The organism is Capilliphycus salinus ALCB114379 (genome assembly GCF_047276495.1).
GTDB classification, from domain to species: domain Bacteria; phylum Cyanobacteriota; class Cyanobacteriia; order Cyanobacteriales; family Microcoleaceae; genus Capilliphycus; species Capilliphycus salinus.
In genome coordinates this window covers 1,931,816-1,952,786 of record NZ_CP178543.1, presented here as the reverse complement: position 1 = coordinate 1,952,786, position 20,971 = coordinate 1,931,816, and the positions used below count along the sequence as shown (strand labels likewise).

Genomic DNA, 20,971 nt, shown 5'->3' with positions numbered 1-20,971 from the left:
AATTCAGGAATATGGGTAAGGCGATCGGGGGTTAAGAATAATGAGTCGCAGTTTCATCGGTTGGGGTTGGGTTAAAGACATACTCGGGATAGGTATTAAACCAAACCTCGCGATCGAAGGGAAAGTCCCGATAGCCGACTCGCAGCAAACAAAGACCCATCGCGGGGGCTGAGTATTTAACGAGTTCTCGGCGTTCGTCTACCCAAATTTGGGTGAAGTTTTCCAGCGATCGCGTTTTTGCACCGACTTCGACTAATAACCCCACGAGCAAGCGCATCATCCCGTATAAAAAGCCGCTGGCTTGGACTTCTATCTCAATAAAGGGGCCTTTTCGCTGACAGGAGACTTCTTGCACGTCTACCCAGGCGTGAGGGCGGCGGGTGCCGGCCCGTTGAAAGGCGCTGAGATGGTGACGTCCGAGCAAGGGGTCTAGGGCGGCTTGCATCAGGTTTTCGTCCAAAGGGGCATGATAATAGTGCCAACTCCAGGGGCGGACAAACAAGTTCGGTCGTGACTCGGTATACAACAGGTAACGATAGCGTCTCCACACCGCAGAAAAGCGAGCGTGCCAACTGTTGTGGACTTCGGCCGAGGCGCGAATTAAAATGTCGCTCGGCAGGCGGTGATTGAGAATGGTCGCCCAGCGATAGCCGGGAATTGGCCCGTCGGTTTCAAAATGGGCCACTTGAGCGGCCGCATGAACTCCGGCATCGGTACGACCGGCCCCGTGTAAGGTGACGGGATGGTTGACCACACTGGCCAATGCGGTTTCGATTTCTTCTTGCACCGTTCGTCCGTTGGGTTGCCGCTGCCAACCGTTAAAATGAGTTCCCTGGTATTGAATGACCAGAGCAATTCGTTTGCGGTCAGTTGAGTCCGGGTGTTGGCTTTCGGTGAGCGCTTCTGGTGTTGTCCCGTTCATGCCTTGGGTTTGTGTTGTGTCCGTCTCGCGCCATGAAGTTCGGTCGATTTCGAGGTTAAACTAATTCGATGATCGCCATTTCTGCATTATCTCCCCGACGGCGCACGGTGCGGACGACCCGAGTATATCCGCCTTTGCGGGAGCCGTAACGCTCTGCTGCGGCTTCAAACAGGGCGTGTACAAGCTGTTTATCGTAGAGATAACCCATCGCGGCTCGTCTGGCGGACAGGGAGCCATCTTTGGCCAGGGTAATCATTTTTTCGGCTTCCGATTGTACGGCTTTGGCCCGAGTTTTGGTGGTGGTAATTCGACCGTGACGAATTAATTCGGTTGCCAGACTTCGCAATAAGGCTTTGCGCTGGTCTGCGGGTTTACCCAGTTTGGGAATACGACAACGATGACGCATAACAATTTCCGATTAACGACTTCAATGTGATCACTCAAAAAAATTGAGAGGTATTTTTGGCTTGGCTGTTTGTTTTTCTCAAGCCAAGCAGGGGAGCGAGCCGCTTGCTTTCCCCTGCGATTGCCTTTTTTCCATCCCCCGACTAGGGTTTGCTGGCTCTTTCCTGAGGTAAGGTAATCCCCAGGCGTTTTTGTAAGGCTTCGATCACCTCTTCGGCGGACTTTTGACCAAAGTTTTTGATTTCTAAGAGGTCTTCTTGGGTATAATCCCGTAAGTCTGCCACCGAGTTGATTTGAGCGCGTTTGAGACAGTTATAGGCTCGCACCGATAGCTGAAGTTCTTCGATGGGGATCTGACTGGTCGGATCGATATCATCGCTCTGATCCGGTTTGTGAATATCGAGTGTGATATCCTTGAGCGGAACAAACAAGTCTACTAAGATGTTTGCCGCTTGGCTCAGGGCATCTTGGGGACTCAGACTGCCATTGGTCGAGATCTCCATAATTAACCGATCTTTTTCCAGCGAACCCCCCACCCGCGCATCTTCTACCGTGTAATTGACTTTGCGAACCGGCATGAACACCGCATCGATTTGTAAAAAATCCACAGGGGTTGTTTCATCGCGATTCCGTTGTTCTACGGCCCGATAGCCCGTCCCTTTTTCGATTTGAAATTCCATCTCCAAGGTTGCTCCTGGAGATAAGGTCGCGATATATTGGTTTTTATCTACGACTTCGACCTCTGAGGGCAGGTCAAAGTGACCTGCTGTTACCGTTGCCGGCCCTTGAACCAATAAACGACCGATTTGTCTTTGGTTAGAATAGCTATTGAGAACAATTTCTTTCAAGTTGAGCAGAATTTCTAATACATCTTCTCTTACCCCTGAGATTGTGGCAAACTCATGGTTAACTCCAGCAATCCGAACGGCCGTGACCGCCGTTCCTTCTAGGTTTGACAAGAGTACCCGTCTGAGTGCGTTGCCAACTGTTGTTCCCTGGCCGCGATCGAGCGGTTCCAGGACAAATTTACCGTATTGACTCCGGTCTGTATCAGTGTTTGACTCAATACACTCAATCTTAAATTGCGCCACCGATTGACCTCCCTTCTCCTTTGAACCCCGAAGTGTATTTGATTAAAAGCGAAAAATGAAAAATGTCAGTCCGGCTATTTTTCATTTTCCATTTCCATCCCCGCACTGTGAGTTCCGTTCCTAGACGCGACGCCGCTTCGGAGGACGGCAACCGTTGTGAGGAATGGGTGTAATATCTCGAATCAGGGTAATTTCCAATCCCGCCCCCTGCAATGCGCGAATAGCGGTTTCTCGACCGGCACCCGGCCCGCTAACCATCACTTCAATTTGTCGCATTCCCTGATCGTTGGCCCGCCGTCCGGCATTTTCGGCGGCCGTTTGTGCGGCAAAGGGAGTCCCTTTTTTCGCGCCTTTAAACCCGGTCGAGCCGGCGGAGGCCCAAGAAATCACTTCGCCGTTGGGATCGGTAATCGTGACGATGGTATTGTTGAAGGTTGATTGAATGTAAGCGACCCCGTTGGGTACATTCCGCTTTTGTTTTTTGGTTCCTGATTTTTTGGATGGTTTTGCCATAGTTACATTTCTAACGCGATCTCATTTGTCTCTATCACCCACCTAGAGCTTGTCAGCAGAGGATTGGGTTGCCAGCAAGTTTTAACCCTATTTCTTCGAACTAGCTTTTTTCTTACCTGCGACCGTGCGCCGGACGCCCCGACGTGTTCTGGCATTGGTGCGGGTGCGCTGGCCGCGTACAGGCAGGCCCATACGGTGACGGCGACCCCGATAGGTGCCAATATCCATCAGACGCTTGATGTTCATTGCTTCCCAGCGTCTGAGATCCCCTTCGACTTGATATTTACTCTGAACTAGAGCTCTTAAGGCGGCGACTTCCGCATCGGTGAGATCTTTGACTCGGGTATCGGGATTAACCCCGGTTTCTTCCAAAATTTCTTTGGACCGTGACAGTCCAATTCCGTAAATGTAAGTTAGACCAATTTCAACACGTTTATCTCGTGGAAGGTCTACTCCGGCTATACGTGCCACACTGATTTCTCCTGTGAAATACGTTACGTGAAGTTATTCTTCAAAGCAGATGCAGTTCAATCACTGCGTTGGTTCTCCTGTTGTTACTCCCGGCGCACGCCCCAAGTGTCAAGCGTGAGCGTCCCGAAAGGCTTCCACCCACTCCATAGACTCATAATTGAGTTGAGGTTCGTCTCGGTCGCTTCGGTGGTCGTGGCTCTTGCAGTTGAGATCACAGAACCTCAACCGCTTTTTGGGGAGTCAAGTCAAAACATTTGAGTTTGTCGGACTTCGCTCTAGATTTGCTTCTGTGCTAGAGCCGATTTGGAGTTCAAGGGAGTCGTCTGTTCACCTATCCTTGTCGCTGTTTATGCTTGGGATTGGAACAAATGACCATCACTCGGCCACGACGACGAATGACGCGACACTTTTCACAAATTTTTCGGACTGATGCTCTAACTTTCATGCCGCTTCTGGCAATACTACAACAAATTTATTATTATATCATTGATTGGGAAAGTTGAGCCAGCATTTCTACCTCTTGACAATCGAAAAGGCAGGGGTTCAACCTCAATCTACTTTTTCTTCAGGCGATACGTAATTCTACCTTTAGTTAAGTCGTAAGGCGTTAATTCCACCTTCACTCGGTCTCCTGGTAAAATCTTGATGTAGTTCCGGCGGATCTTGCCGGAAATATGAGCTAAAACATTAAACCCATTATCAAGATCCACACGAAACATCGCATTTGGAAGAGACTCTGTTACCGTGCCTTCCATTTCAATCAAATCTTGTTTAGACAAGCTGTTGTTTCCTCAATTCAACCGAAGTGCGTCTTGAACCCCTCCTTGCCGTTCTTGGCAGACTAGCTCTAACCCCTCCGACATGGGCAGTCAAGATGCAATTCTTAACATATTTTATCAAAATCTTCAAATAAACGGAGGAACTCATGTCAAGGGGAGACCGCCAACGGGGGTTAGAGTCTAGTCTGAAGAACGATTCGCCTGGTCTGGAAGTGGGATGAGAATTGAACTCAATCGATTTCCACTGTCTGAGGTCCCAAAACAGAAAACCCCTAAGAAGCAACAGCCTTTTTCAACTCGGCTGTCACCTGATCAACGGAAAGATTTCCATTAACAACACTCAACTGATTGCGCGTGCGATAATACTCAATCAACGGTGCAGTTTGCTCGCGATAAACTTGCAAACGATGACGAATCGTTTCTTCACAATCATCAGCCCGACCGCGAGCCAGCAAACGCTCAATTAACACCTCATCGGGAACTTCCAAGTTAATAATACTAACCGGATCATCAGAATTACCCGAACCGTTTTCAGCCTTTTGTTGGAGGACAACCTCTTCAACAAAACTAGCTTGAGCCACATTCCGAGGAAACCCATCAAGAATCCAACCCTTTTGAGCGTCAGGCTGATGGAGACGATCTTGAACCATATCCAGAATCAACTGATCCGGAACCAGATCGCCGCTATCCATGAAAGCTTTCGCTTTTTGACCTAAATCCGTTTGTTGGGCGACGTGAGTTCTCAAAATGTCACCAGTTGAGATGTGAGGAACTGCCAACAACTCCGACAACCGCGCCGCCTGCGTTCCTTTACCCGAACCTGGAGGGCCTAAAAAAATAACTTGAACCACTATCGCTTCACCATTCCTTCATAGCGTTGAGAAATTACATAGGTTTGCACCTGCTTCGCCGTGTCAATCGCCACACCCACTAAAATCAACAGAGAGGTCGCCCCAAATCCGCGAAAAGTGGGAACCCGAGTCGCGGTTTCAACGACAGTGGGAATAATCGCCACAAACCCCAAAAAGATCGCCCCCAAAAAGGTCAATCGATTCAGAACCCGTTCAATATACTCACTCGTGGCCCGACCGGGACGAATTCCGGGAATCGACGCCCCCATTTTCTTGAGGTTCTGCGCCATATCTACCGGTTGCAAAATCAGCGACGCATAGAAATAGCTAAAGAACAAAATCAGCACCAAATAGAACGCCGCATACAGCCAAGGGGTCGGCCCGCTCGGACTGAGTGCGGTGGCAATTTGAACTAAAATCGGATTATTGGTAAATTGCGATAGGGATGCAGGTAAAATCAGAACCGCAGAAGCAAAAATAATCGGCATTACCCCCCCCTGATTGAGTCGCAAGGGCAGATAACTGGTTTTTTCCCGATAAAGTTTGCGACCGACCTGACGGCGAGCCGAAACAATGGGAATCCGGCGAGTTCCTTCCTGTACAAAAACAATCCCGACGATCATCGCCAAGAAAATCAATAACAGAATAATCACCCGGCCGACAATCGCGCGATCGCCACTTTGAGCCAACTCAATCGTATTTCCCAAAGACCGGGGCAGAACCGCGACAATATTGACAAAAATCAGCAACGAAGCCCCGTTACCGATCCCCCGCTCCGTAATCAGTTCCGAGACCCACATGACAAACATCGCCCCGGCCGATAACGCCAAGACGACCTCCGCCATAAACAAAAACCCCGGACTTTCCGCAAAAGGACTCACCCACAGGGCCAGACCAATACTTTGCAGAACCGCCCAGCCCAAGGCAACATAGCGGGTAATCTGAGAAATCTTCCGCCGTCCGGCTTCCCCTTCATTTTTCTGCAAATCTTCTAAAGTCGGCAATGCTGCGGTCATCAACTGCATGATGATCGAAGCATTAATAAAGGGTAAAATGCCCAAGGCAAAAATTCCCAGAGCGGAAAGGCCCCCACCCACAAACAAATCCAAAAAGCCGATCACATCGCTATTTTGAATCGCAGCAGTGAAGGAAGCGCGATCGATTCCTGGAATGGGTAAGAACACCCCCAAACGAACTAAAATCAGCAAGCCAATGGTAATGAGGATACGACCCCGCAACCCGGCGGCTTGAGCCATCTGCAAAAAGGTCTCTTGTGCAGTTGGTGCTTTATCTCGACTAACAACCATTAAGGACTACCTCTTTCAAACCCAGTTGAACCAAGACAACTCACTCTTCCTCGGTTGAAGTGGACTGAGTGTCTTCACTTGTTTGGCGGTTGTTGGCATCAATCGTTTCACAACTTCCCCCGGCCGCTTCAATTTTTGAGCGTGCCGTTTGGGTAAAAGCTGCGGCTCGGACTCTTAGCGCTACGTTCAGTTCCCCATCTCCCAAAACCTTTAACGGTCCGTTGTTGGCCGTTAAAATTCCCGCTTCTCGCAGAGAATCAAGGGTAACTTCTGTATCCGCACTCAGAGATGCCAACCTTCCTACATTAATGGTAGTGTACTGTTTCCGATTGACCTGAGGAAAGCCCTTTAATTTGGGCAAACGTCTGTAAAGAGGATTTTGACCTCCTTCAAAGCCCGGTCGGGTACTCCCGCCTGAGCGTGACTTTTGACCGCGCATCCCTTTGCCACAGCTTGCCCCCTGGCCTGCGGAAATTCCTCGGCCGAGGCGACGGCGGCGGTGGCGGGAGCCGGATTTTGGTACGGCGTCTTCTAATCTCATAATTGTTGCTGAGTAAACAGTAATCAGTTATCGATGGTGAGAATATTCATCCTCAACGGTTTCAACCCGTTAACCGACCTCATAAAGCTGCTCAACAGAAATTCCCCGTTCTCGGGCGACTTCTGAGAGGGTTCGTAAGGTGGTGAGGGCATCAACGGCAGCCCGGGCATTGTTGAGGGGATTACCTGAACCGAGTTGTTTGGCCAGGATATTGCGAACGCCTGCCAATTCGAGAACGGTTCGGACTGCTCCCCCGGCAATTACACCCGTACCGGGCGCTGCGGGTCGGATTAACACTTTGGCTCCGCCGCCTTCTCCTTGGACCAGATGGGGAATCGAATAAGATTTGGTCAAAGGGACTTCAATCACATTTTTACGGCCATCTACGACCCCTTTTTTCACCGCTCCAATCACATCGGCTGCTTTACCGACGCCGACGCCGACTTGACCGCGTTCGTTACCGACAATCACGATGGCTCGAAAACTCAGTTTCTTACCGCCCTTGACCACTTTAGTCACCCGACGAATTTGCACCACCCGTTCTTGCCATTCGGTTTCTTTTTCTTTGGCGCGATTTCCTTTTTTGCCGCGCCGCTGCTGTTGCTGTTCTGCCATAATTGTTTATCCTTTGAGCAATTAAATGACCAATTTACCGGTCTGTGCTGAAGTTTAGAAATCTAAACCCGCTTCTCGGGCGGCGTCAGCGAGCGCTTTGACTCGACCGTGATACAAATAGCCCCCCCGGTCAAAAACGACTTTAGAGATGCCTTTGGATAGTAAACGTTCTGCTAGAAGCTGTCCCACCTGTACGGAGGCGTCACAGGTTCCCCCTGTCTCTAGCTTAGTCTTGAGATCGGGATCTAGGGTTGAGGCAGCCGCCAAGGTATGATGTTGGGTATCATCAATCACCTGAGCATAGATGTGTTTGTGGGAGCGAAACACGGCCAAACGGGGTCGTTCGGAAGTGCCGAACACTTTGCTTCGCACCCGGCGATGGCGACGGTAGCGTGATTCCTTGCGTGTCAGTTTCATAGTTTATTTCTTGGCTTTACCTGCTTTACCTGCTTTGCGTCTGACCTGTTCTCCGGCGTAGCGGATGCCTTTGCCTTTGTAGGGTTCGGGCGGACGAACGGCTCGAATTTGAGCGGCGACGTTGCCGACAATTTCTTTATCGATGCCGGTGACAATCACGTTGGTATTATTTTCGACGGCGACGGTGATGCCTTCGGGGGGATTCATCTCAACGGGTTTGCTGTAGCCAACATTGAGAACCAAATTTCTTCCTTGAACTTGCGCCCGATAACCCACCCCTTGAATTTCTAGGCGTCTTTCAAATCCTTTGGAGACACCATCGACCATATTGGCAACCAGGGTGCGAGATAATCCGTGTCGTTGACGGGCTAAACGGGACTCATCGCGCCGTTTAACGAGCAAGCTTTCACCCTCTTGTTCGAGGAGCACCTGAGCGGGTAACACGCGAGAGAGTTCTCCTTTGGGGCCTTTGACGGTGATTTGTTGTCCGTCGATGGTTAAGGTCACTTTAGCCGGGATGGGAATTGGGCGTTTACCAATTCTAGACATAATGGTATGTGCTGTTGTAAGTTGTCAATTTTCGGGAGTCAAACCGCAAGGATTTTAAAGAAATCTTGCTTGGTGAATCACAAATTGAGTTCAGTCAAAATCGGGTTAATTTGTGCCGACTGTTGGTTCGAGACGCATCAATTGTTGAGGCAACTTTCGCCTCGACTTACCAAATGTAACAAAGCACTTCTCCACCAATACCCTGACTGCGGGCTTCTCGGTCTGTCATTACTCCCCGAGAGGTAGAGATAATCGCAATCCCAATCCCGCCTAAAACTCTCGGGAGTTCTTTGCGATTGCTATAGACTCGCAAACCGGGGCGGCTGACGCGCTTCAGTTTTTTGATAATCGGGGTGCGAGTTTTCGGATTGTATTTCAAAGAAAGAACCAGAGATTTTTTGATTCCTTCTCCCGTTTCTTCAAACTCGCCAATGAAGCCTTCATTTTTCAGCACTTGGGCAATGCTGCGCGTCATTTTGGTCGCCGGAATTTGTGTGGTTTGATGTCGCGCCAAACAAGAGTTCCGAATGCGCGTCAACATATCTGAAATAGTATCGTTTGTTGGCATAGTTATCTCGTTATCTGATAGCCTTAATTTTCCCGGAAGGGCATTCCCATCTCTTTGAGCAAGGCACGTCCCTCTTCGTCGGACTTAGCGGTGGTAATAATTGAAATATCTAAACCCCGAATTTGATCGATACTGTCGTATTCAATTTCGGGAAAAATCAGTTGTTCTCGAACGCCCAAACTGTAATTTCCTCGCCCATCGAAGCTTTTAGGATTAATCCCGCGAAAGTCACGAATTCGGGGCAATGCCAGGTGAATGAGGCGCTCTAAGAAGGCATACATCCGGTCGGAGCGCAGTGTTACCATCACCCCAACGGGCATTCCTTCACGAATTTTAAATCCGGCGATCGCTTTTTTGGCCCGAGTCACAACGGGTTTTTGTCCGGCGATGGTCGCGATTTCGTTGAGGGAGGAGTCGAGGGCTTTGGCGTTTTGTGAAGCTTCTCCCAAGCCTCGGTTGACGGTAATTTTCACGAGTTTGGGAACTTGATGGATATTTTCATATCCAAATTGCTCCATCAGTTTGGGAACGACTTTTTCGAGATACTGGGTTTTAATTTGATTGGCTGCCATAGTGGTTGTTCCTTGTCTATCCCTGGGCTTGGTCAGGGTGGGTTTTGTACCTAGAAAAGAGGGAATGTGTTCCCCGATTTTCAGAGAAATAATTAATCAATTATCTCTCCGGTTTTTTTCAGCATTCGCACTTTCCGGCCTTCGTCGGTGAAGGTATAACAAATGCGACTGGCGACTTTTTCTTTGGTCGAATAGAGCATCACATTTGAACTGTGAATCGGGGCTTCAAAGGTAATAATTTTACCCGATTCTCCTTCTTGTTGAGGTTTGACGTGTTTGGTGCGAATATTCACATCCTTGACCACGACTTTACTCAACTTAGGAATAGCGCGAATCACTTCTCCGATTTTGCCTTTATCTTTTCCGGCAATCACTTGCACGGTATCCCCTGTTTTCACGTGCATTTTCTGACGTTGGGTTGAGGCTTGTTTCTTCCCAGGCATTAGATAACCTCCGGTGCTAAAGAAACGATTTTCATGTAATTTTTTTCTCGCAATTCGCGAGCAATTGGACCGAACACGCGAGTTCCTCGGGGATTACCCTCCGGATTAATGATCACGGCGGCGTTATCATCAAATCGGATGCTCATGCCACTATCACGGCGCAGACTGTGACGGGTTCGGACCACAACGGCTCTGACCACATCTGAGCGTTTAACGGCCATATTAGGAATCGCATCTTTAACGACAGCAATAATCTCATCCCCGATATAGGCGTAGCGACGATTACCTCCGCCCAAGATGCGGATACACATCAATTTTCGCGCTCCGCTATTATCAGCAACATTCAGGATAGTCTGCGTTTGAATCATGGCACTTCATGGATTGTTGAGAGGTTGATTGTTGAAAAGCTCCTAAAATTTTTGACTCTTTTTCCCCAAAATTATTCGGGTTCTGAAGTCAAAATTTCTATCACATTCCAACGTTTAGTTTTGCTCAAAGGGCGAGTTTCTTGAATGCGAACTCTATCCCCTTCTTGACATTTATTTTCTTCATCGTGAGCCTTGTAGTGCTTTGTTTTCACCACAATTTTTCCATACTTGGGGTGAGGCGAACGGTTTTCTACAGCCACCACCACCGTTTTTTGCATTTTGTTGCTTATCACTAAGCCAACTCGTTCTTTTACTGCCATAGTTTGGTTTACCTAATTGTTCGTAAAACCCGCCAAGAATTACTTATTTTTGAATGCTAAACCCCATTCAGTTTAGCGAATTTTTTAAGCGTCTTCAGCGGATGAAGCTTCTGCTGATACGGGTTCGTAAGCAGCAGTAGACCCGGTTGTTTCTGACTGGGCTGAAGTCGTTTCAGCTTCGGCAGCTTGCTGATGTCGTCGCTCAGTTTCAACGGTAAATAATTGAGCCAATTCGTGTTTAACGTGTTTAAACTGGTGGGGCTTTTCTAACCGTCCTGTTCCTTTCAACAAACGCAGATTAGCCAGTTCTTTTTTCAGTTCCAGAATCCGATCTGACAGTTGTTCATCACTTAACTCTCGGGCGTCTTTAATCTTGGGCAAAGACATAACGTTTTAACCTCCTAAATCTCCCTCTCCCCCATGTTTTACTCAGAGGGTTGTTCCTCTTGTTGCTTAATAATAAACTTGGTCTTAATCGGCAATTTAAAGGCGGCTAACCGCATGGCTTCCCGAGCAATTTCTTCAGAAACCCCTGCCAATTCAAACATGATCCGTCCGGGCTTAACGACGGCGACCCAATACTCGGGAGCGCCTTTACCGGAACCCATCCGAGTTTCAGCCGGACGCATGGTAATCGGTTTATCGGGAAAAATCCGAATCCAAATCTTTCCACCCCGACGAATGTAACGAGTCATCGCCCGACGAGCGGCTTCGATTTGACGGGAAGTAATCCAAGAGGGTTCGAGAGCTTGCAAAGCATACTCGCCGAAAGTAATGGTATTTCCTCGGGTAGCTTGACCCTTCATTCGGCCCCGTTGTTGCTTGCGGAATTTCGTTCTTTTAGGACTTAACATCGGTGGTTCGTGAATTCGTGGTTGGCGATCAGTCGGAGGCCCAAAGCCCCAAACTGTGAGGATTTTCTATCCTTCATTGGAGCGATCGTCGTATTTTTGACGTCGCGGTTGTTTGCGTCGGGGTTGACCCGGATTGGCGTTGGATGTCTCCTCTTGTCCGGGAATAATCTCCCCTTTGAACACCCAAACTTTAATGCCGAGAATTCCGTAAATGGTCAAGGCGGTGCAGTAAGCATAATCAATATCGGCGCGCAAAGTATGCAGGGGAACCCGACCTTCGCGAGTCCATTCTGTCCGGGCAATTTCTGCGCCGTTGAGTCGTCCGCTGACTTGAACTTTAATCCCTTCGATCCCGGCTTTTTGCGCTCGGGTAATGGCTTGACGAACCACCCGTCGGAACGATACCCGTTTTTCTAGCTGTTGGGCGATGTATTCGGCGATCAACCGGGCGTCAGCATCTACGCGAGCAACTTCTACAACATTGATCCGAATTTGGCGGTTGTTGCCGAGTTCTTTTTGTAAACCGACGCGGAGAGATTCAATTCCCGTACCGCCGCGACCGACGACCACCCCCGGACGTGCGGTTAAAACTTCCAAGTCGATTTGATCGGCTTTGCGTTCAATCCTTACATCCGAAATTCCGGCATTATTCAGGTTTTTCTGAATGTATTGACGGATTTTATAATCTTCTTGTAGAAGGTCGGGATAATGTTTGGCATCAGCAAACCATCTAGACTTGTGTTCTTGGGTGATTCCTAAACGAAAACCGACTGGATTAATTTTTTGTCCCATAGCGAATTAAGGTATGAAATGGGTTAACGATTCATCATTGGATTGAAAGGTACAAAATTCAATGGATGGTATTTGTTGAACTGGAATTAACTCGAATTAATTTATTCCTCAACATTGGGTGCAACCGCCACAGTAATGTGACAAGTTGGCTTGCGAATTTGATAAGCGCGACCTTGAGCGCGAGGGCGATAGCGTCTCAAACTCGGCCCTTGGTCGGCAAACGCCTCGGAAACAACGAGGGTGGCCGGATCTAAACCCTGGTTGTGTTCGGCATTGGCAACGGCGGAGCGTAAAACCTTTAAAATCGGCTGACAGGCGCGATAAGGCATAAACTCCAGAATGATCAGTGCCTCCCGATAGGAACGTCCCCGAATTTGATCTAGGACTCGTCGTACTTTGTGAGGCGACATCCGAATATAGCGAGCGATCGCTTTTACTTCTGTGCTAGTGTCTACTGGCATTATGATTTCCTCGATCCCTTGAGTGTAGAGACGTTAACAGCGCACCGGCGCCAATACCTATCGATCTGGGTGTATTGGGCAACCGACTGTTCAGCCCGCCCGTCTTATCGACGAGCTTTTTTATCGCCTCCGGCATGACTGCGATAGGTGCGAGTGGGAGCAAATTCACCTAACTTATGTCCCACCATTTGTTCGGTAACAAAGACCGGAACGTGTTGTCGGCCGTTGTGAACGGCGATGGTATGGCCCACCATTTGGGGCAGAATGGTCGAAGCCCGCGACCAGGTTTTGATCACTTCTTTACCTTTTTTGCCACTGGCATCCAAGGCGGCGATTTTTTTGAGTAAATGATCGGCAACAAAGGGGCCTTTCTTTAGTGAACGAGACATAGGTACAACGGTTTGGGTTTAAGGTTCAGCGTTGAGAATTTGGGGGGATTTTCCCCGAGAAAAATCCAGCCCAGACTCGAACGGAATTAACTCTGACGGCCGCCCTTACCCCGCTTGGAGGACTTGCGGCGACGGCGAACAATTAAGGAAGTGCTGCGCTTTTTGGGGTTGCGGGTTTTCATACCCAAAGCCGGCTTACCCCAAGGCGTACAGGGGCCGCTGCGACCGATGGGGGCGCGTCCTTCACCTCCACCGTGCGGGTGATCGACGGGGTTCATCACACTTCCGCGAACGGTGGGTCTTTTTCCTTTCCAACGGTTGCGACCGGCTTTTCCGATGCTGATGTTACGGGCTTCGGTGTTGCCGACGGTGCCGATGGTGGCATAACAGCGGGCGGGGATTTTGCGCTGTTCTCCCGAGGGCAGTTTCAGGGTGACGTATTCCCCTTCTTTTGCCATAAGTTGGGCGCTGGCACCTGCGGCCCGGACGACTTGTCCGCCTTTTCCGGGGACCAATTCCACGTTATGAACGTCTGTTCCTAAGGGAATTCTCGACAGGGGTAAAGCGTTACCGACTTCGATGGGAGAGTCCGGCCCGGAAACGATCACCGTACCGACTTTTAAGCCGACGGGATGGAGAATATAGCGTTTTTCGCCATCGATGTAATTCACCAAGGCGATCCGGGCGTTGCGGTTGGGGTCGTATTCGATCTCAGCGACTTTTGCCGGAATATTGTGTTTGTCGCGGCGAAAATCGATAATGCGGTAGAGTTTTTTATGCCCGCCACCCCGATGACGACAGGTAATTACACCCCGGTTGTTGCGTCCCTTATGGCGGTGTTTGGTTGTTACCAGGGAGCGTTCCGGTTCTGAGCGTGTAACTTCAGCAAAGTCGGATACTGAATGTTGTCGGGTACTGGGGGTATAGGGTCGGTATGAACGGATTCCCATGATTTGCCCTCATTTTAATATCTGCAAAAAACAATCCTACTAAATTCTGAATTTCCCTTAAACTTCTGGGAATAGGACTTTTCTTAGGGGTTCTCCGTCCTCTAGGGTGACAATGGCTCGTTTATAACCGGATTTGAATCCGATAAATTTGCCAACTCTGCGCCGTTTGCGGGGCGGGTTGTGAGTATTGACACTGAGGACTTTTACGGGGAACAGCAGTTCGATCGCTTGTTTGATGATCGGTTTGCTCGCCCGAGGATCGACGTCAAATGTGAATTGGTTTAGCTCCATTAAGATGGTTGCTTTTTCGGTCACAATTGGTCTTACAATCACGTCGGCGAGATCGCGGGTTTGATATTCAGTCACCGTAAACCTCCTGGATTTTCTCAAGGGCGGCGGGTGTGGTCACGATGTTGTCGGCGTGCAGAATGTCATAGACGTTGATACTATCGGCCAGACACATTCTCACCCGGGCAATGTTGCGCCCTGATAAGTAAACGTTTTCTTGTTTTTCGGGAAGGATTAACAAGATTTTGGACTCGGGGTCGATTCCCCAGCGAGTCATTGCCGCCACTAGGTCTTTAGTTTTGGGACGGGGAAGTTGATCGGCGAATTCTTGGACCACGATCATGTCTTCGATGCGGCTTTGCAAGGCGGTTCGCAGCGCCAGACGTCTTTCTTTGCGGTTCATTTTTTGGGAAAAGTCCCGGGGTTTCGGCCCAAAAATGACACCGCCCCCTCGCCACAGGGGAGAACGTATCGATCCGGCTCTGGCCCGACCCGTGCCTTTTTGTCTCCAGGGTTTGCGTCCGCCCCCTCTGACTTCGGAGCGGGTTTTGCTGCTGGCGGTTCCCTGACGGGCGTTGTTCATTTGGCGCACGAGGGCGCGATGAACGATGTGAGCGGCATTTTCTTCTTTGGCGACTTTGAGTTCTAGGTTGGCTTGTCCAACTTCTTCGCCATCCCAGTTGCGTACAACACAATCAACCATGTTTGTTTCTCTCCTCTCTATTTACTGCCCACCAAGTTGGCGGGAGTGATATTGAGTAAACCTCCTGCTTTTCCGGGAACGGCTCCTTTGATCAGCAGTAAGTTCCGTTCGGGATCGATCCGCACAATGGTGAGTTTGCGGGTGGTTGTTTTTGTCCCGCCGTAACGTCCGGCCATCTTTTTACCGGGATAGACCCGACCGGGTGTGGTTCCGGGGCCGATTGAACCGGGTTGACGGTGGTTTTTGGAACCGTGAGCCATTGGCCCCCGTCGGAAATTGTGCCGTTTCTGAAAACCCGCAAAACCTCGTCCCATGCTGATGCCGCTGACATCGACTAGCTGACCGGGTTCAAACAGATCGGCTTTCAGTTCTTGACCCAGTTCATAGGTACTGGTGTCTTCGATGCGGTACTCTCGCAAATGACGAACTAACCGCCCTCCCGACTTGGCGAGGTGTCCCTGTTCGGCGTTGCTGAGGTATTTGTTGACCTCTTTGCCGGGGGACTTGGCGGTGTTCAGTTTGCGGGTTTTGTTTTTGACTTCTCCGTAACCCACCTGGATGGCGGTGTAGCCATCGGTGGCTTCGGTTTTAATTTGGGTCACAATACACGGCCCGGCTTCAATGACGGTGACGGGAATGGCTATCCCGTTTTCTACATCGAAGACTTGGGTCATGCCGAGTTTTGTGCCGAGGATACCTACAGACACTTCAACTAGCCTCTCTACTCTATGTATGTACGAACTCAGTTGATTGATTCTCCCTTCACAAGGGTCGGGAGTCGGGAGGATATAAGGGTCTCCGACCAGACGATCGCCTGCGTGAGATCTGCTGATGAAAGCCGATCATGCAGGAATTTCTGTAAATCGTTTGCCACAGGTGCGATCGGGTTGCTCGTTCAAGCGACCGTCCGCCCTACGGCTATAGTGGATTTTGGCTTGATTTGGCTTTGTATTTTTGGGATAGACTCACCGACCTTGTTGGTGAAGATCTCGGAGTTGACCCGCTAAAATATTCAGACACACGAAAATCTTTTCCTACTCAAGTTGTAGGAGAAAGACTCGGCTACCTGACACGGCTTTAAGCTATCAACTTGTTTAAGCTGCTCTAAGTTCGAGGGCTTTCCTCGATACCGATCTCGTTGGTCGCCAGGACTTGAACGGCTTGCCGCTCAGTATCCTCTCCCGATCCTCTCACCGATGAGCGATTGTGTTCAACCCAATAGCGGACGGAGTAGCTGCAATTAGCTTTCACAGGGTGGGGTTTAACATCGGCTTCGGTGCGGGTTCAATGGGGCTTCAATGACACTTCTCTATTCTCAGTCAGCTTGCCACTCCTGAGAAGTTGATTGATCTGGCTCCGAAGCCTGTTTTCACGAGACTACGTTTTCACTTGATCCGTGTTTTTCCGAGCCGTGAACCCCACAGTCGTGCGTACATTTGGCGACAATTTCTAATTTTATTTGAATCTTTTGTGTCTGTCAAGCCCCCAAATCGATTTTTTTTGTGTAGGTTCAAATGGGAGAGACGGAACCAGACCCCTATAATACTATTGAATGAATTCTGTTGAGAAATTAGCAATCCCTAGACAAGAGGTATCAAGTAATCTTATGGCATTAATCACAACGGGTGGTAAATTAATTCGCGACTTGGAAACTCACGGGGCTTTAGCCTTGTATGTTCCCCTAGAAGGGGGGTTTGAGGGCCGTTACCGCCGTCGCTTGCGGGCGGCCGGTTACACGACTTACAGCTTATCCGCCCGAGGCTTGGGGGATGTCTCGGCTTATTTGACGGGGGTGCATGGGGTACGTCCGCCTCATTTGGGAAAAAAAAGTAGCGGTAATGATGCTGCGGTCGGTAATGTTTATTATGTTCCTCCGATTGTTAATTATCAGTTAGAACAGCTTCCGGCTAAATCAAAAGGATTGGTTTTGTGGATCATTGAAGGTCAGATTTTATCGAGTCAAGAAATTGATTTTTTGACTCAATTACCGACTCAGGAACCGCGAGTTAAAATCGCTATTGAGATGGGAGGCGATCGCTATTTTCGCTATCAACCCCTCAAAGAGATTTTAGCGGCAGCCTAGATCCAGTCACCAGTCACCAGTCACCAGTCACCAGTTTTTACAGGGGACAGGTGTCAGGTGTCGGCTGTAGGGGCGGGTTCTGAGTAAATTGATCGGACTCACAAATAAGTTAGATAAACCCGCCCCTTTTCAGTCACCTGCGAACCCGTGAATACAGTTGTCAGGTGTCGGGGAAGGAGTGTCGGCTGTAGGGGCGGGTTCTGAGTAAATTGATCGGACTCACAAATAAGTTAGATAAACCCGCCCCTTTTCAGTCACCTGCGAACCCGTGAATACAGTTGTCAGGTGTCGGGGAAGGAGTGTCCGGGCGGGTTCTGAGTAAATTGATCGGACTCACAAATAAGTTAGATAAACCCGCCCCTTTTCAGTCACCTGCGAACCCGTGAATACAGTTGTCAGGTGTCGGGGAAGGAGTGTCCGGGCGGGTTTAGTGAGGTTGAGAGTGGGTAACAAACATCATTACAGAACCCGCCCCTACAAACTGAACTTCATAACTGATCACTGATCACTGATCACTGGTGACTGTAAAGACTGGATCTAGCGTTGAATGCGTGTAACGAATGCTACCCGTAGTGTCTGGGGGACGGGAAGGGAGAGGGGGAAGAAAATCTGATGAATGGGCTGTGTGATCTGACTTGAGTTTTCTGTCAAAGTGAATGAGTAATTTGAGCGGGATTGTGTAACCATATTAACTGTGACAATGAACAGTTCCCCTCTCCAATCCTTGCAAAATGGCAACTGGTTCAAACTGATTTGCGGAGCCAGTTACCAACATTTGCCTGCGGTTCGCAATCTTACCCTTGCCTATACCCTCGCAGGTGCAGACTGCATTGACGTTGCGGCCGATCCTGCGGTGATAGCCTTCGCTCGCGAAGCGATCTCCACCGCCTCGTCTTGGGTTAAATCTGCCCGAGAGCGGGGATTTCCTGCTGTCGATCGCCCCTGGCTAATGGTCAGTTTCAACGACGGAGAAGATCCCCATTTTCGCAAAGCCGAATTTGACTCAACGGCTTGTCCGACGGACTGCTGGCGGCCTTGTGAAACCGTCTGTCCGGCGGGGGCGATCGCCTTTAACGATCCGAAACTACCCAACGGTGGAGGGGTGCGCGATCCCTTGTGCTACGGCTGCGGTCGGTGCATCCCGGTCTGTCCGAGTCAGATCATCTTAACTCGTTCAATCGTTTCGACTCCGGAAAACATCGCCCCTTTGGTGTTGTCCACAGGAGTAGACGCGATCGAGATTCACACCCAAATTGGCAGAGTCTCTGATTTTAAACGACTTTGGTACAGTGTGCAACCCCAGATCGGTCAACTGAAATTAGTCGCCATTAGCTGTCCCGATGGCGAGGATCTGATCGATTATTTGCGGACGCTGTACGAAATCATCTCTCCGTTACCTTGTGCGTTGATCTGGCAAACCGACGGCAGACCGATGAGCGGGGATATCGGAGCGGGAACCACCACAGCCTGTCTCAAACTGGGTCAAAAAGTGTTGGCGGCGAACTTGCCGGGATATGTGCAACTGGCAGGAGGTACCAACCATTCCACCGTCGCCAAACTCAAATCGATGGGATTACTCGCCCAACAAGACCCTCAGAACGGCTCTAAAACGGTTGCGGGTGTAGCCTACGGTAGCTATGCCCGGGTTTTGTTGTCACCGCTTTTAGAAAAACTAGAATCAAATTATACCCCTGAACCTGGGTCAACCCCAAACAACGACGTAGGGTTAGCCACAACCGCTCAACCCTCCACGCTCACCCGACTGGAAACCAACCCAGACCTGCTTTGGCAGACGGTGAGCCTCGCCCATTCCCTCGTTGCCCAACTCAAGGGATTTCAGACGGCTGAAAGGGGTTAAACGTTGGCGGTACTGATGTCACTGCCGAGTTTCTACTCCCGTTGAACCCCGAAGTGCCGCCGATCACACGGAAAGAAAACGTCACTGTTGGAAGTATGCAGATTACAGACGACCTTAATAGATTGCTCAATATTGTTCCCGAGGAAATTCGCCGGAATGTGGAGTTACACCCCCAACGTAATAGTCTCATTGAGATTGTCATGGATTTGGGTCGTCGTCCCGAAGCTCGTTTTCCATTGGGAGCGGAGTATATCTCCCAAACGCCAGTTTCTTGGGAAGACCTAGACCATTGTATTTCTCAAATCGGAGAATTTAGCGGTGATAACCGCGCAGGTATCGAACGAACTTTACACCGAATTAGCGCGATTCGCAACCGCACAGGCAAAGTGATCGGCTTAACCTGTCGGGTGGGTCGAGCGGTGTTTGGCAAAATTGGCATGATTCGCGATTTAGTCGAAACGGGTCAGTCAATTTTAATGCTCGGTCGTCCTGGGGTGGGTAAAACTACGGCATTGCGAGAGATTGCTCGCGTGCTGGCCGACGAATTATCCAAGCGGGTCGTCATTATCGATACGTCGAATGAAATCGCCGGAGATGGTGATATTCCTCATCCGGCTATTGGTCGCGCCCGTCGAATGCAGGTGGCTCGTCCGGAACTGCAACATCAGGTGATGATCGAGGCGGTGGAAAACCATATGCCGGAAGTGATTGTCATTGATGAAATCGGGACGGAATTGGAGGCTATAGCGGCTCGAACGATCGCCGAGCGCGGGGTGCAACTGATCGGTACGGCTCACGGAAATCGGATTGAAAATTTGATGAAAAATCCGACTCTGGCCGATTTGATCGGGGGCATTCAAGCAGTGACGTTAGGGGATGAGGAGGCTCGCCGCCGGGGTTCGCAAAAAACGGTCTTGGAACGCAAAGCGCCGCCGACGTTTGAGATTGCCATTGAGATGCTCGAACGCGATCGCTGGGTGGTGCATGAGAGCGTTGCCAATACGATTGACAGCCTGTTGCGGGGGATGCAGCCGACGATGCAAGTCCGCACGATGGATGAGGCCGGGGAAGTTTCGGTGGCCGAAGAACGCTATAATAGCCCTTCTGTGCCGACAACGACGCCAACCCGCACTTTGAGTCCTCAGGTGATGAAAACGGTTGAGGTTTCGGCTCCGGGGTTGCGGGGTTTGCGGGGGTCGGGGAAAATGATCCCGATTCCGCCTGAAAAGTCGGCACCGGAAAATCAATATTTTGAACAGTTGCTTGATGCTTCTTTTACGACGGGGTTGAGGGGGATTGTTGGCGGAAATGCCCAACAGCCGAGCGTTGGCCCGAATGGGGAAGATTTGCCCCTGCACATCTATCCTTATGGTATTCCCCGCCACCACATCGATCAGGTGATTCGCAGTTTGCAATTGCCTGTGATGGTGACGAAGGATATTGATAGCGCCGATGTGGTGTTGGCGATGCGATCGCACGTTCGCAATCAGTCTAAGTTGCGTCATATGGCGAAAACTCGTCAGGTTCCCATTCATACGGTGAAGTCGGGAACGGCGCCCCAAGTGGCTCGGGCGTTGCGACGGTTGTTGAATATGGAAGATCCCAACGCCCCGGAAGTTCCCGATTTGGCTTTGTTTGCCAATAGTGGCTCTGAAGATGAGATTGAGGCGCTTGAGGAGGCTCGTTTGGCGGTTGAGCAAATTGTGATTCCGAAAGGACAACCGGTGGAGTTGTTACCGCGATCGCCCCAAGTTCGCAAGATGCAGCATGAGTTGGTGGAACATTATCGCTTAAAATCTAACAGTTTTGGCGAAGAACCTAACCGTCGTTTGCGGATTTATCCGGCTTAATTCGGATTTTC

General features: G+C 49.9%; 30 protein-coding genes. 3 read left to right on the top strand and 27 right to left on the bottom strand.

All coding sequences use genetic code 11. The features are described from left to right. Window positions 1–31: 31 nt before the first annotated feature. The 27 genes from truA to rplC form a co-directional block, all read right to left on the bottom strand. On the bottom strand, window positions 32–922 hold the full coding sequence (gene truA, locus ACL6C3_RS08085) for a tRNA pseudouridine(38-40) synthase TruA (RefSeq protein WP_413166649.1): 891 nt from the start codon (window positions 920–922) through the stop codon (window positions 32–34). 55 nt (window positions 923–977) lie between these two features. Further along, complete coding sequence (gene rplQ / locus ACL6C3_RS08080; RefSeq protein ID WP_413166648.1) at window positions 978–1,328, bottom strand: 50S ribosomal protein L17; 351 nt, start codon at window positions 1,326–1,328, stop codon at window positions 978–980. A gap of 142 nt (window positions 1,329–1,470) precedes the next feature. Further along, window positions 1,471–2,418, bottom strand: coding sequence for a DNA-directed RNA polymerase subunit alpha (locus tag ACL6C3_RS08075; RefSeq protein WP_413166647.1), 948 nt, complete (start codon window positions 2,416–2,418; stop codon window positions 1,471–1,473). 120 nt (window positions 2,419–2,538) lie between these two features. Next, on the bottom strand, window positions 2,539–2,931 hold the full coding sequence (gene rpsK, locus ACL6C3_RS08070; RefSeq protein WP_413166646.1) for a 30S ribosomal protein S11: 393 nt from the start codon (window positions 2,929–2,931) through the stop codon (window positions 2,539–2,541). Between the two features lie 87 nt (window positions 2,932–3,018). Beyond that, complete coding sequence (rpsM, locus tag ACL6C3_RS08065; protein ID WP_413166645.1) at window positions 3,019–3,402, bottom strand: 30S ribosomal protein S13; 384 nt, start codon at window positions 3,400–3,402, stop codon at window positions 3,019–3,021. 331 nt (window positions 3,403–3,733) lie between these two features. Further along, window positions 3,734–3,847, bottom strand: a complete 114-nt coding sequence (gene rpmJ, locus ACL6C3_RS08060) for a 50S ribosomal protein L36 (protein WP_071782548.1) — start codon at window positions 3,845–3,847, stop codon at window positions 3,734–3,736. A gap of 109 nt (window positions 3,848–3,956) precedes the next feature. Then, complete coding sequence (infA, locus tag ACL6C3_RS08055) at window positions 3,957–4,181, bottom strand: translation initiation factor IF-1 (protein ID WP_009782729.1); 225 nt, start codon at window positions 4,179–4,181, stop codon at window positions 3,957–3,959. Between the two features lie 272 nt (window positions 4,182–4,453). Beyond that, window positions 4,454–5,032, bottom strand: coding sequence for an adenylate kinase (locus tag ACL6C3_RS08050; RefSeq protein ID WP_413166644.1), 579 nt, complete (start codon window positions 5,030–5,032; stop codon window positions 4,454–4,456). After that, entirely contained in the window at window positions 5,032–6,339 is a 1,308-nt protein-coding gene (secY, locus tag ACL6C3_RS08045; protein ID WP_413166643.1) for a preprotein translocase subunit SecY, read from the bottom strand. The genes ACL6C3_RS08050 and secY overlap by 1 nt, the downstream gene beginning before the upstream one ends. A gap of 40 nt (window positions 6,340–6,379) precedes the next feature. After that, entirely contained in the window at window positions 6,380–6,880 is a 501-nt protein-coding gene (rplO, locus tag ACL6C3_RS08040) for a 50S ribosomal protein L15 (RefSeq protein WP_413166642.1), read from the bottom strand. A gap of 69 nt (window positions 6,881–6,949) precedes the next feature. Next, window positions 6,950–7,495, bottom strand: a complete 546-nt coding sequence (gene rpsE / locus ACL6C3_RS08035) for a 30S ribosomal protein S5 (RefSeq protein WP_413166641.1) — start codon at window positions 7,493–7,495, stop codon at window positions 6,950–6,952. A 54-nt stretch (window positions 7,496–7,549) separates the two neighbouring features. Next, window positions 7,550–7,912 (bottom strand): 50S ribosomal protein L18, encoded by a 363-nt coding sequence (gene rplR / locus ACL6C3_RS08030; RefSeq protein WP_413166640.1) that lies wholly within the window; start codon window positions 7,910–7,912, stop codon window positions 7,550–7,552. 3 nt (window positions 7,913–7,915) lie between these two features. Then, a complete protein-coding gene (rplF, locus tag ACL6C3_RS08025; protein ID WP_413166639.1) occupies window positions 7,916–8,461 on the bottom strand; it encodes a 50S ribosomal protein L6 in 546 nt (181 codons plus the stop codon). A gap of 166 nt (window positions 8,462–8,627) precedes the next feature. After that, complete coding sequence (gene rpsH, locus ACL6C3_RS08020; RefSeq protein WP_413166638.1) at window positions 8,628–9,029, bottom strand: 30S ribosomal protein S8; 402 nt, start codon at window positions 9,027–9,029, stop codon at window positions 8,628–8,630. Window positions 9,030–9,052: 23 nt separating this feature from the next. Then, the gene (gene rplE, locus ACL6C3_RS08015; RefSeq protein ID WP_413166637.1) at window positions 9,053–9,601 is read right to left on the bottom strand and encodes a 50S ribosomal protein L5; all 549 of its coding nucleotides are present in this window, start codon (window positions 9,599–9,601) and stop codon (window positions 9,053–9,055) included. Window positions 9,602–9,693: 92 nt separating this feature from the next. Then, window positions 9,694–10,044 (bottom strand): 50S ribosomal protein L24, encoded by a 351-nt coding sequence (rplX, locus tag ACL6C3_RS08010; protein WP_413166636.1) that lies wholly within the window; start codon window positions 10,042–10,044, stop codon window positions 9,694–9,696. Beyond that, a complete protein-coding gene (gene rplN, locus ACL6C3_RS08005; protein ID WP_413166635.1) occupies window positions 10,044–10,412 on the bottom strand; it encodes a 50S ribosomal protein L14 in 369 nt (122 codons plus the stop codon). The genes rplX and rplN overlap by 1 nt, the downstream gene beginning before the upstream one ends. A 71-nt stretch (window positions 10,413–10,483) precedes the next feature. Then, a complete protein-coding gene (gene rpsQ, locus ACL6C3_RS08000) occupies window positions 10,484–10,732 on the bottom strand; it encodes a 30S ribosomal protein S17 (RefSeq protein ID WP_413166634.1) in 249 nt (82 codons plus the stop codon). A gap of 84 nt (window positions 10,733–10,816) precedes the next feature. Next, on the bottom strand, window positions 10,817–11,119 hold the full coding sequence (rpmC, locus tag ACL6C3_RS07995) for a 50S ribosomal protein L29 (RefSeq protein WP_413166633.1): 303 nt from the start codon (window positions 11,117–11,119) through the stop codon (window positions 10,817–10,819). Between the two features lie 38 nt (window positions 11,120–11,157). Further along, window positions 11,158–11,586 carry a 50S ribosomal protein L16 gene (gene rplP, locus ACL6C3_RS07990; RefSeq protein ID WP_413166632.1) on the bottom strand — a complete coding sequence of 143 codons (429 nt, stop codon included), beginning with the start codon at window positions 11,584–11,586 and terminating at the stop codon, window positions 11,158–11,160. Between the two features lie 66 nt (window positions 11,587–11,652). Further along, entirely contained in the window at window positions 11,653–12,378 is a 726-nt protein-coding gene (rpsC, locus tag ACL6C3_RS07985; protein ID WP_413166631.1) for a 30S ribosomal protein S3, read from the bottom strand. 101 nt (window positions 12,379–12,479) lie between these two features. Then, the gene (gene rplV, locus ACL6C3_RS07980; protein WP_413166630.1) at window positions 12,480–12,839 is read right to left on the bottom strand and encodes a 50S ribosomal protein L22; all 360 of its coding nucleotides are present in this window, start codon (window positions 12,837–12,839) and stop codon (window positions 12,480–12,482) included. 104 nt (window positions 12,840–12,943) lie between these two features. Next, a complete protein-coding gene (gene rpsS, locus ACL6C3_RS07975) occupies window positions 12,944–13,228 on the bottom strand; it encodes a 30S ribosomal protein S19 (RefSeq protein WP_413166629.1) in 285 nt (94 codons plus the stop codon). Window positions 13,229–13,314: 86 nt separating this feature from the next. Next, the gene (gene rplB / locus ACL6C3_RS07970) at window positions 13,315–14,178 is read right to left on the bottom strand and encodes a 50S ribosomal protein L2 (RefSeq protein WP_413166628.1); all 864 of its coding nucleotides are present in this window, start codon (window positions 14,176–14,178) and stop codon (window positions 13,315–13,317) included. A gap of 57 nt (window positions 14,179–14,235) precedes the next feature. Continuing rightward, a complete protein-coding gene (locus ACL6C3_RS07965) occupies window positions 14,236–14,544 on the bottom strand; it encodes a 50S ribosomal protein L23 (RefSeq protein WP_413166627.1) in 309 nt (102 codons plus the stop codon). Beyond that, window positions 14,537–15,169 (bottom strand): 50S ribosomal protein L4, encoded by a 633-nt coding sequence (gene rplD, locus ACL6C3_RS07960; RefSeq protein ID WP_413166626.1) that lies wholly within the window; start codon window positions 15,167–15,169, stop codon window positions 14,537–14,539. The genes ACL6C3_RS07965 and rplD overlap by 8 nt, the downstream gene beginning before the upstream one ends. Before the next feature lie 17 nt (window positions 15,170–15,186). After that, window positions 15,187–15,876, bottom strand: coding sequence for a 50S ribosomal protein L3 (gene rplC / locus ACL6C3_RS07955; protein WP_413166625.1), 690 nt, complete (start codon window positions 15,874–15,876; stop codon window positions 15,187–15,189). 899 nt (window positions 15,877–16,775) lie between these two features. Here rplC and ACL6C3_RS07950 point away from each other — a divergent pair. From ACL6C3_RS07950 to ACL6C3_RS07940, 3 genes are all read left to right on the top strand, one after another. Continuing rightward, window positions 16,776–17,252: an NAD(P)H-quinone oxidoreductase subunit N gene (locus ACL6C3_RS07950; RefSeq protein ID WP_413166624.1), complete on the top strand. Its 477-nt coding sequence runs from the start codon at window positions 16,776–16,778 to the stop codon at window positions 17,250–17,252. Window positions 17,253–17,952: 700 nt separating this feature from the next. Then, complete coding sequence (gene ldpA, locus ACL6C3_RS07945; protein ID WP_413166623.1) at window positions 17,953–19,110, top strand: circadian clock protein LdpA; 1,158 nt, start codon at window positions 17,953–17,955, stop codon at window positions 19,108–19,110. 95 nt (window positions 19,111–19,205) lie between these two features. Continuing rightward, on the top strand, window positions 19,206–20,960 hold the full coding sequence (locus ACL6C3_RS07940) for a R3H domain-containing nucleic acid-binding protein (protein ID WP_413166622.1): 1,755 nt from the start codon (window positions 19,206–19,208) through the stop codon (window positions 20,958–20,960). Window positions 20,961–20,971 lie beyond the last annotated feature (11 nt).